General features: G+C 71.0%; 7 protein-coding genes. All 7 read right to left on the reverse strand.

What is annotated here, in order from left to right:
* Window positions 1-123: 123 nt before the first annotated feature.
* Window positions 124-1,863: an LpqB family beta-propeller domain-containing protein gene (locus tag IY392_RS11730; protein WP_182612907.1), complete on the reverse strand. Its 1,740-nt coding sequence runs from the start codon at window positions 1,861-1,863 to the stop codon at window positions 124-126.
* The gene (mtrB, locus tag IY392_RS11735; protein ID WP_194861321.1) at window positions 1,860-3,587 is read right to left on the reverse strand and encodes an MtrAB system histidine kinase MtrB; all 1,728 of its coding nucleotides are present in this window, start codon (window positions 3,585-3,587) and stop codon (window positions 1,860-1,862) included. Before mtrB ends, IY392_RS11730 begins: the two co-directional genes overlap by 4 nt.
* Window positions 3,584-4,264 (reverse strand): MtrAB system response regulator MtrA, encoded by a 681-nt coding sequence (mtrA, locus tag IY392_RS11740; protein ID WP_107755935.1) that lies wholly within the window; start codon window positions 4,262-4,264, stop codon window positions 3,584-3,586. The genes mtrB and mtrA overlap by 4 nt, the downstream gene beginning before the upstream one ends.
* A 103-nt stretch (window positions 4,265-4,367) precedes the next feature.
* Window positions 4,368-5,006, reverse strand: coding sequence for a dTMP kinase (locus tag IY392_RS11745; RefSeq protein WP_194861322.1), 639 nt, complete (start codon window positions 5,004-5,006; stop codon window positions 4,368-4,370).
* Between the two features lie 11 nt (window positions 5,007-5,017).
* Complete coding sequence (gene ahcY, locus IY392_RS11750; RefSeq protein WP_194861323.1) at window positions 5,018-6,484, reverse strand: adenosylhomocysteinase; 1,467 nt, start codon at window positions 6,482-6,484, stop codon at window positions 5,018-5,020.
* 60 nt (window positions 6,485-6,544) lie between these two features.
* Window positions 6,545-7,786: a mannose-6-phosphate isomerase, class I gene (manA, locus tag IY392_RS11755; protein ID WP_107755932.1), complete on the reverse strand. Its 1,242-nt coding sequence runs from the start codon at window positions 7,784-7,786 to the stop codon at window positions 6,545-6,547.
* Between the two features lie 4 nt (window positions 7,787-7,790).
* Window positions 7,791-8,657 (reverse strand): hypothetical protein (locus tag IY392_RS11760; RefSeq protein WP_194861324.1); only part of this gene is annotated, 867 nt, incomplete at its 5' end.

Raw genomic sequence — 8,657 nt, forward strand, 5'->3', positions numbered from 1 at the left:
CCATCGCTGCCGCGCGCGCCCGCACCCCGCGCACTCCAGCGGGACCACGAGATCCGCCAGCGCCGCGGACCACCCGGGGCCCGGTGGGCGCCCGCGTCTCCCGTCGGCCCCCGCCGGCACTCGTCAGCCCGCGACGACCGGGTCCGCCCGGATGGCGGCCAGTCCGTTGATCTCCCGCCAGTAGCGGTCCCCGGTCTCGGCCACCGTGTCGAGCCTCAGCAGGGACCTCTGGTCCACCACGTACACCTCGCGGCCCGCGGCGGCGACCGCCGTGACGGGTCCGGCGATGTTGCGCTGGGACAGCGGCGTGGTCATCGCGCCGTCGACGGTGATCGTGGTGACGGGTACCTCAGTGGTGTTCTGACCGATCACGACCGTCGAGCGGTCCCGCCACGCCACGACGGCGGCCGTCTCCCCCAACGCCCTGCCGATCTGCCGGAACGTCCCGGCGAGCGGCTGCCCGGTCTCCGCGGAGAGGGCGCCGATGAACACCTTGCCGTCGACCACCACCGCCAGCTGCGCCCCGGACGGATCGATCCTCAGACCGGTGAACCGGGAGCCCAGGGCGCGGAGCGGGGCGCCGTCCATCTCCTGGACGGACGGGGCCTGCACCCCGATGCCCACCCGCACCAGCCTCGTGTCGTCGACCATCACCCAGGCGCGCCCGTCCACGGGGTGGAAGGTCGGCCCGGTGAGGGTCCGGGCGACAAGGGCTTCGTCGGGCTCGCCGTCGACCGCGCCGATGAGCAACCGCTGGGGCGCCGCGGGGTCCTCGCCGGCGATGACCGCCAGCGCTTCCCCGTCGTGCGACAGGGTCGCATTCCGTCCCCCGCGGACCTGCGACCACGGGCCGCCCGCCGGTCTGGCGCCGGAGGCGTCCAATCTCACCAGGCCGTCGGCGGCGGTGAGCGCGTAGCGCATCGGTTCGACCGGTGGATACGGGTCGAACGTCCGGACGTCCTCCGTCGTCCACCCGTCGACGAAGCGTTCGTCGAGCGGCGCGCCGTCGCGTTCGAGCCGGTACGGCCCGGGAACGTCCGCGCGGGCCAGGGTCCACACGACCTGCGCGGCGAACTGCGTGGTGGCCTGGCTGCTCAGCACCGGCAGGCCCGTGAAGTCGATGGCGGTCCCGGCTCCCTGCTGCCCATCGGCGGAATCGTCGGGGCGAACCGAGACCGATGCCGGGATCCGGGACAGGACGGCGGACTCGAGGCCCGGTCGGGGCCCGGTGGCGAGCAGGTTGACCAGCGAGAACTCCAGATCGGTCCGGTCCGCGGCGGTCCACCGCGTGTCCGGTACCAGCGAGTCACCGGATCCGGAGAGGAAGAACAGGTCGCGCTGGGCGTAGGTGGAGACGAACTCGGTCCGCTCGATCACGACACCCGGGGGAAGCCGGTCGATCCGCCACTGGCCGTCCTGCCGGGCCAGGCCGATCGTCACCTCGAGTTGCCCGACGTCCTCCCTGAAGATGCCACCGGGGTCGAGCGACCCGACCTTCTCGGCGCGCAGGGTGTACTCCGCCCGGTCGGCGCCGCGGCCGCCCTCGGCGCTGAGATCTGCCCGCAGGACGATGGTGGTCTCCGCCGAATCGTCCCAGGTGTCCGCCGCCTCCGGGGTGAGGAACTGCCGGGCCGCGGCGTGGCGCTGGTCCGCGATCGCCGCGGCCTTGAGGAAGTCGCGGACCAGGAGGTCCGGTTCCTGGTCGGGAACCGGGGTGGGGACGGCCAGCCCGGCACCGGACGGAGAGAAGGTGTCGATGACCTGGGGGGATGACGACGAGGGCAGGGTCGCGCAGCCGGTCGCGGCCAGCACGGTGGCGCAGATCGTCGCGATCGCGACGAGGAAGGCCCGGCTGCGGCTCACGAACGGACCTCCTCGGAACCGGGGACACGCGCCAGGGGCGTCGGGGACCCGGTCCGCACCAGCCGCGCCTCGTCCTCCGGCGTCAGCGGCAGCGGGCTCGAGGTGAGGGTGCCGCCGTGCCGACGGGGAATGGTCAGGCGGAAGCACGACCCCTCGCCCGGGCTCCCCCAGCAGTCCAGACGACCGCCGTGGAGCTTGGCGTCCTCGAGCGCGATCGCCAGACCGAGCCCGGTCCCGCCCGACCGACGGACCCGTGACGGATCGGCGCGCCAGAAGCGGTTGAACACCAGCGACTCCTCGCCGGGCTTGAGCCCCACCCCGTGGTCGCGGACCGAGACCGCGAGGGCCGCCTCCGACCCCCGGAGAGTCACCCGCACCGGCTTGGACTCAGAGTGGTCGAGGGCGTTGGCGATGAGGTTGCGCAGGATGCGCTCGACCCGACGGGAGTCCACCTCGGCCATCACCGGTTCGGACGGCATGTCCAGCTCCACCTGCACTCCCGCGGACTCCGCGATGTGCGACACGGTGGACACCGCGTCCTCGACCGCCCCCCGGACGTCCAACGATGCCACCGACAGTTCCGCCATACCGGCGTCGTGGCGGGAGACCTCGAGGAGGTCGGTGAGCAGGCTCTCGAAACGGTCGAGCTCGGACTCCAGCAACTCCACCGCGCGCTTGGTCGGGGGATCCAGGTCCCCGGCCGAGTCGGAGATGATGTCGGCCGCCATCCTGACCGTGGTCAGCGGAGTACGCAGCTCGTGGGAGACGTCCGAGGTGAACCGCTTCTGCAGGTCCCCGAACTCCTCCAACTGAGTGATCTGATCGGACAGGCTCTGCGCCATGTCGTTGAACGCCATGGCCAGTCGGGCGACATCGTCCTCTCCCCGGATCACCATCCGTTCCTTGAGGTGGCCGTTGGCGAACCGCTGCGCGATCGACGCCGCCTGGCGGACCGGGAGCACCACCTGTCGGGCGACCATCCACGCGATCGCCGCACTGAGGACGATGATCGCCAGGCCCGCGGTCGCGACGATCCCGCGCATGATCCCGAGGGTCTGTTCCTCGGCGATGAGCGGGTAGACCAGGTAGAGCTCGAGACCGGGGATCGAGGAGTCCGTGGGGGTGCCGATGATGAGCGCCGAGGTCTCCTCGTCGCGGAACACGACCGGCTCGATCTTCTGCGCCACGAGTCCCCGCTGCACCAGCGCCTGGAGATCCGCCGGCACCCGCGCGTCGGCCGGGCTGACGACCTGCCCGCGGCCGGTCTGGTCGGGGACCACCAGGATCGGCTCGAAGGTCCCCGCGTGGACGGATTCACCCTCCGCGGCGATTCCCCGTTCCCCCAGGGCGCTTCGCGCCTGGTCGAGACGGGACTGCTCGCTCGTCCCCTCGTCGGTCGCGGCGATCTGCGCCTCGACGGTGACCCGTAGCCTGCCCGTCTGCTCGACCGCGGCGTCCAGCTTGGTGGAGAGCAACTGGGCGGCCATCTGGCTCTGCAGCATGAACGCGATCGTGAGGATCACCCCCATGGAGAGCGCCAGGGTGGAGGTGACCACCCTGAGCTGGAGGGAACGCCGCCACATCCGGGCGATCCGCATCCCCAGGACCGTGAGATCCAGGTCCCGGAGTCGCTCTCTGAGCGTCGGCGACGAGTCGGCCACGTCCCTGGTGTCGCGCCCGTCGCCGGAGGACGCCGACGCGTCGTCCGTGCGACGGTCGATCACGAGACCGGACCGGCCTTGTACCCGACGCCGCGAACGGTGAGGACGACCTCGGGGTTCTCCGGGTCCTTCTCGATCTTGGCCCGCAGGCGCTGGACGTGGACGTTGACCAGCCGGGTGTCGGCCGAATGGCGGTAGCCCCACACGTGTTCGAGGAGGACCTCGCGGGTGAAGACCTGGCGGGGCTTTCGCGCGAGCTCCACGAGCAGGTCGAATTCGAGCGGGGTGAGCGGGATGGGGGTCCCGTCCCGCGTCACGGTGTGGGCGGGCACGTCGATGCTCACGTCCCCGATGTGCAGGAGTTCGCTCGGCTCGTCCTCGCCGCGACGCAGCCGCGCCCGGATGCGGGCCACCAGTTCCTTGGGCTTGAACGGCTTCATGATGTAGTCGTCGGCCCCGGACTCGAGTCCCAGGACCACGTCCACGGTGTCGGTCTTGGCCGTGAGCATGACGATCGGCACCCGTGACTCACCGCGGATGTCCCGACACACGTCGATCCCGCTCCGGCCCGGGAGCATGAGGTCCAGCAGGACCAGATCGGGCTGGACCGCACGGAAGGTCTCGATGGCCTGGACGCCGTCGCCCACGACCTCGGTCTCGAACCCCTCGCCCCGCAGGACGATGGTGAGCATCTCTGCCAGGGCGGCGTCGTCGTCGACGACGAGGATCTTCGGGGTCATTGTCACCACTTGTGTCGGCGTGTATGTCGGCATGCGTTCATGAAGACCTTACCCGTCCCGTGCGCGCGGGACGGGCCCACGCCTCGGCTCGGGGCCCGACAGCTCAGTGTCCGACCACCACGTCGGCCAACCGTCGCACATCGGGGTCGACGCCCGACACCTGCCAGGGCGAGCGCCATCCGGTGCTGGCCAGTCGACGGTAGATCTCCCCGGTCGCGGTCTGGAGAGCGGCGTCCCTCTCATAGCGGTCCCGGGTCCGACCCGGGTCCGCCGTCTCCCTGGATCCCGCCCTCTCGGCCGCCAGCGCGACAGGGGTGTCGAGCAGGATCTGCAGGTCCGGTGTGGGCAACCCGAGTCGGTCGAACTCGAGCTCACCGATCCAGCGGAGAACCTCGTCCTGCCTGCCGGGGCCGAGCCGGGCCGCCGTGTACGCGGCGTTGGACGCCACGTAGCGGTCGAGCAAGACAACGTCGTGAGAGCCGATCAGGTCGCGCAGCTCACACAGCGCCGCGTGCCGGTCCAGGGCGAACAGCAGGGCCATCGCGTGCGGCGAGTCGGCGGCGCCGGCCTGACCGCCGTGCAGGGCGTCCGCGGCCAGGTCGGCGTGCAGGGTCCCGTACCGGGGGAAGGCGAGCCGACCGACCGACACACCCCGGTCGGTGAGCTCACCGACCAGAGCGGTCGTCAGGGTGTTCTTGCCCGCACCGTCGAGCCCCTCGACGACGACCAGTCGCGCGACCACCGGTCTGCGGGTCAGTACCGGTAGTGGTCGGGCTTGTACGGGCCCTCGACGTCCACACCGATGTACTCGGCCTGGTCCTTGGCCAGCGTGGTGAGGGATCCACCGAGGGCCTCGACGTGCAGTCGCGCGACCTTCTCGTCGAGGATCTTGGGCAGCAGGTGGACCCCGACCGGGTACTGGTCGGCGTTGCTGAACAGCTCGATCTGGGCGATCACCTGGTCGGAGAAGCTGTTGGACATGACGAACGAGGGATGGCCGGTGGCGTTGCCGAGGTTGAGCAGACGGCCCTCGGACAGCACGATGATCGAGCGGCCGTCATCATCGAAGACGAACTCGTCGACCTGGGGCTTGATGTTGATGCGCGTGACGCCCTCGGCGGACTCCAGTCCGGCCATGTCGATCTCGTTGTCGAAGTGGCCGATGTTGCCCAGGATCGCCTTGTTCTTCATCCGCGTCATGTGGTCGAAGGTGATGATGTCCTTGTTGCCGGTGGCGGTGATGATGATGTCGGCCGACTCGATGGCCTCGTCGACCGTCACCACGTCGAAGCCGTCCATGAGCGCCTGCAGCGCGTTGATCGGGTCGATCTCGGTGACCTGGACGCGCGCGCCCTGACCGGCCAGGGCCTCGGCGCATCCCTTGCCCACGTCGCCGTACCCGCAGACCAGGGCCTTCTTGCCGCCGATGAGGGCGTCGGTGCCGCGGTTGATGCCGTCCAGCAGCGAGTGGCGGGTGCCGTATTTGTTGTCGAACTTGCTCTTGGTCACCGCGTCGTTGACGTTGATCGCGGGGAACGGAAGCACCCCCTCGGAGTGGAAGTGGTACAGGCGGTGCACGCCGGTGGTGGTCTCCTCGGTCACGCCCTGGACGGATTCGGCGATGGCCGTGTACTTGCCCGGGTGGGCCGGCACGGACTCGCGCAGCAGAGCGTGGAAGACCTTCTCCTCCGCGGACCAGGCGGGGTCGTCCGCCGGCACGGCCCCGGCCTGCTCGAACTCCTTGCCCTTGATCACGAGCATGGTGGCGTCGCCGCCGTCGTCGAGGATCATGTTGGGATCGGCGCCCGGCCAGGTCATGATCTGTTCGGTGCACCACCAGTACTCGGTGAGCGTCTCGCCCTTCCACGCGAACACCGGCACGCCCGACGGGGCCTCGGGGGTTCCCTCCGGGCCCACGACGACGGCGGCGGCCGCCTCGTCCTGGGTGGAGAAGATGTTGCACGAGGCCCACCGGACCTCCGCGCCGAGCGCGGTCAGGGTCTCGATCAGCACCGCCGTCTGCACCGTCATGTGGATCGACCCGGCGATCCGTGCGCCGGCCAGCGGCTGCTGCTCCCCGTACTCCTCCCGCAGCGCCATCAGACCGGGCATCTCGTGTTCGGCCAGACGGATCTGCTTGCGGCCCGCCTCCGCCAGCGACAGATCCGCCACCTTGAACTCGAGACCGTTGACGGACTGCACCTGCAGATCAGCGGACATGTGTGCGACCAGCTCCTCGTGATTCGTGGAAAGACTCCCGCACCACAGTAGCGGGGCGCTCTACCGGTGCGGCGTCCCCGTCGCCGGATCTCCGACACGGGTGCGGAAGACGGTGGCCCCGTCCACGGCCTCCAGCACGACCTCCGGAGTCGAGGCGGGCACCCACACCGCGTGGCCGGGCCCCAGTGTCTCCGTGGTCCCGTTCTCCGCCACGCGCACTCGCCCGGAGGTGCACAACAGGATCTCCGGCCCGTCTGTGGGATAGCCGACGGGACCGGAGGCGGCGGGGAGCTCGATGCGCGAGAGCGCGAAGTCCGGCTCCGGCGTGGGGTAGTCCATCTCCCCCGGTATCCCGCGGTCTGCCCGGACCGGGCGGACCGTGGGGTCCACCAGCGGGTCGAACGCGAGCACGCGCATCAGCTCCGGGACGTCGACGTGCTTGGGCGTCAGCCCCCCGCGCAGGACGTTGTCCGAGTTGGCCATCACCTCCACCCCCACCCCGCGGAGATAGGCGTGGAGCTGACCTGGTCCCAGGTACACGGCCTCCCCCGGGAGGAGCACCACCCTGTTGAGCAGCAGGGCACCCAGGACCCCCGGGTCCGTGGGGTAGCGCTCGGCCAGTTCCACCACGGTCGTGGCCTCGTGCGACCACCGCCCGGCGACGCCTTCCACCGTGAGGTAGTCGACGGCCCCGGTGACGAGGTCCGCCACCACCGTCGCCAGCGCAGAGTGCGGCATCGTCACGAAGGTGGTGAACACGGCGCGCAGGCCCTCGGCGTCCGGCTGTCCGTCCAACATCGCGCGGTAGGGGCGCAGCGCGGAGACGTCCAACGCGTCCAACAACTCCACGGTCCGGGCCACGGGACGGAATCCCACCAGCGCGTGGAACTCGGTCAGGGCCACCAGGATCTCGGGCTTGTGGTTGGTGTCGCGGTAGTTGCGATCCGGTGCGTGCAGGGCGATCCCCCGCGCGTCCTCCGCGGCGAACCCCTCTCTCGCCCGCTCCGGGGACGGATGTGCCTGCAGCGAGAGCGCCTGCTCGGCGGACAGGAGTTTGACGAGGAACGGCAACCCTCCGCCGTGCTGCGCGGCCACCCGGGCACCGAGTTCACCCTCGGGGTCTGCGGCGATCCGTGCGTCCAACCCCCGCCCGTCCGCGCAGAGCGACGAGCCGGAGTCGTGGGCACCGAACCAGTGCTCGGCGACCGGGTGCGGTGCCGGGGAGAGCGTCCCGCACAACTCGGGGAGCGCGGTCCGGGATCCCCACGCGTACGCCTGGACGACCGGGCTGAGTGCCACCACGGGTCTAGAGCCCCCCCACCAGGTAATACGCGGCGGAAAGCTCTGTCCGTGCCATGAGCGCGGCCACCCTTCCGCTCAACGGGGCCGGTGCGGCGCCGAGCGTGTCCCGACCGCGATCGGAGATCCACTCGACGTCCACGAGCGGACCCGCGGTCACGCGGACGAACTCCTCGTCCGCGCTCAACACCATACCGAGGTGTCGGATCGTCCTGTGCTCGCGCTCACCGTCCAACTCGTCATCGTGGAACAGACTCGCGAGGGGGTCCACGGCGGGCAGGCCACGGGCACGCTCGGCCTGGGACCGGACCGCGTCCGCGACGGAGGAGGCCGCCGTGACCCTGCCGGCGTCGCAGAACGCCGCCACCGCACGGTCGCAGTACGCCGCCGAGACCGGATCGGCGTGGATCCACACGAGCGGGTCCGAGCCGGAGACGGCGGTGGCGAGGAGCTTGGCCGGGTTGACCGGGGTCGCGAGATCGGGCCCCAGACCCTCGAGTTCGACGTCGACGACGTCCGCGGCCACGCCGACGTCCAGTCCCGGCACGCCGAGGGCGGTGAGGACCGCCATCCCCGCGGCCAGGTGGTGCAGGACCCCCCGGTGCGGCGGGAGGTACGGGAGCGGGGAGAGCCAGACGGCGCGGCCCCCTCCCGACTCGCCCACGGGTCCTTCCTTCGGCACGTCCACCACGACGACGGCGCCCCTGTGGGCGGCGGAGTCGACGGCCGACGCGAGGTCACGGTCCCCGGCGTCGTCGCCCGAGACCAGGACGACATCCAGTGCCCCGACCCAGGTGGGCAGGGCGTGGGCGTGGACGAGCGGCGGAACCGCGGCCCCGCCGACGGTCTCGCAGAGAGCGGCGACGACCCGGGC

This window comes from Dietzia sp. SYD-A1 (assembly GCF_015356725.1).
Taxonomy (GTDB): domain Bacteria; phylum Actinomycetota; class Actinomycetes; order Mycobacteriales; family Mycobacteriaceae; genus Dietzia.

What these genes read in the sequence shown, in the direction of transcription:
- mtrA (WP_107755935.1), bottom strand. Translation starts at nt 4,264, where the DNA reads ATGACCCCGAAGATCCTCGTCGTCGACGACGACGCCGCCCTGGCAGAG.
- ahcY (WP_194861323.1), bottom strand. Translation starts at nt 6,484, where the DNA reads ATGTCCGCTGATCTGCAGGTGCAGTCCGTCAACGGTCTCGAGTTCAAG.